Origin of the sequence: Mesorhizobium sp. M4A.F.Ca.ET.050.02.1.1 (genome assembly GCF_003997725.1) — a bacterium.
Classification (GTDB): domain Bacteria; phylum Pseudomonadota; class Alphaproteobacteria; order Rhizobiales; family Rhizobiaceae; genus Mesorhizobium.
This window is the reverse complement of sequence record NZ_RZSG01001117.1, coordinates 1-1468: the sequence shown is the minus strand read 5'-3', so window position 1 is coordinate 1468 and position 1468 is coordinate 1. Positions and strand designations below refer to the sequence as shown.

Sequence of the window (1468 nt, the reverse complement as noted above, 5' to 3'; positions counted from 1 at the left end):
CAGCAGAACCGGCGGATAGTCGCCACCCACTTTGACATGTTGATAGGGCGAGTAGGCCGCCAGCCATGCCGCCTCTTCCGGCTTCGAGGGATCGCCATATTCGGCGATCCACGAAGCCCCGGGCGGCAGTTCAGTGTAGCGCAGCATGTCGAGCAGCGGCACGTCGATGATGACGGCCCCGAACAGTTCCGGACGCTGGATCAGTGACGTGCCGGTCAGCAGGCCGCCGTTTGAGCCACCCTGGATCCCGAGCTGCGCCGCCGTCGTGATGCCGCGCTTGACGAGATCCTCTGCCACCGCGGCGAAATCGTCGAAGGCGTTCTGACGGTTACCCTTGAGCGCCGCCTGGTGCCAGGCCGGGCCGAACTCGCCGCCGCCGCGTATGTTGGCTTGCACATAGGCGTTGCCCTTCTCCAGCCAGAGCCGGCCGCGCACGCCGGCATAGCCCGGCAGAAGCGGCACCTCGAAGCCGCCATAGCCGTAGAGCAGCGTCGGCACCGGTCCGCCCTGGTCGCGCCGCCTGACCACGAAATAGGGGATCATCGTGCCATCGCTCGAGCGTGCCTCGAACTGTTCGGAGATGAAGGGCGAGGCATCGAAGCGCGCCGGCTGCGCCTTCACTGTCTTCAGCGTCTCGCCGTCGTCGTCCGACCAGATGATCGAGCTCGGCGTCAGGAAATCGGTGAAGGAGAACGAGACACTGGCGCCGAAATGCTCCGCATGGCTGATGCCAACATTGCCGTTTTCGGGCAGACCGACTGGCTTCAGCGACCAGCTTTTTCCCGTCCGGTCGCAAGCGACGACTTTACCGCGCACATTGTCCATCAGGTTGATGAACAGCCGCTGATCGGTGCGGGCCAACCCAGCGATCGAAACGCGAGGCGCCGGCGCGAGTACGGTTTCGACCGGTCCCAGCACGCTGGTGTCGATCCAACGTCCGAAATCCAGTGAGTAAAGCCCATCGGGCAGGCAGCGCGTGCCGTCCGGCGCCGTCCACGGGCTGCGCACGCCGAAGACGAGTTGTCCGTGGAAGATCGCGGTGTCGGTCGCGTCGTCTGGCAGCGGGATGCGTCGGTTCTCGCCGGAAGCGAGCCGCAGGAAGCTGTGCGAGGAGAAGAAGTCGATGGTGCGGGCCAGGAACAGATGCCGCCTGTTGCCGTCGATCTCGACCCCGCCGCCAGCCGCAAGATCCTGCTTGTCGGCCTCGAAGATCGGCGTGGCGTCTTCAAGCCTGGTGCCGCGCTTCCACAGCTTGACCACGCGCGGATAGCCGGACTGCGTCTTGTCGTCCTCCTCGAAGGCCGCCGAGACGATGACGGTGCCCTCGTCCAGCCAGGAAAAACCCGACTTCGAGGCCGACAAGCAGGATCTTGCGGCTGGCGGCGGGGTCGAGATCGACGGCACCAGGCGGCATCTGTTCCTGGCCCGCACCATCGACTTCTTCTCCTCGCACAGCTTCCTGCGGCTC

General features: G+C 65.3%; 1 protein-coding gene and 1 pseudogene. One reads left to right on the top strand and one right to left on the bottom strand.

Translation table 11 applies throughout. The annotated features are described in order from the left end of the window. Positions 1 to 1356, bottom strand: a pseudogene (locus EOA33_RS35515) (prolyl oligopeptidase family serine peptidase); the annotation flags it as partial. Between EOA33_RS35515 and EOA33_RS39980 the strand changes: the two are divergent. Next, on the top strand, positions 1283 to 1468 hold a 186-nt coding region (locus EOA33_RS39980; protein WP_210212648.1), incomplete at its 3' end, for a hypothetical protein. The pseudogene EOA33_RS35515 and the gene EOA33_RS39980 sit on opposite strands and share 74 nt — an antisense overlap.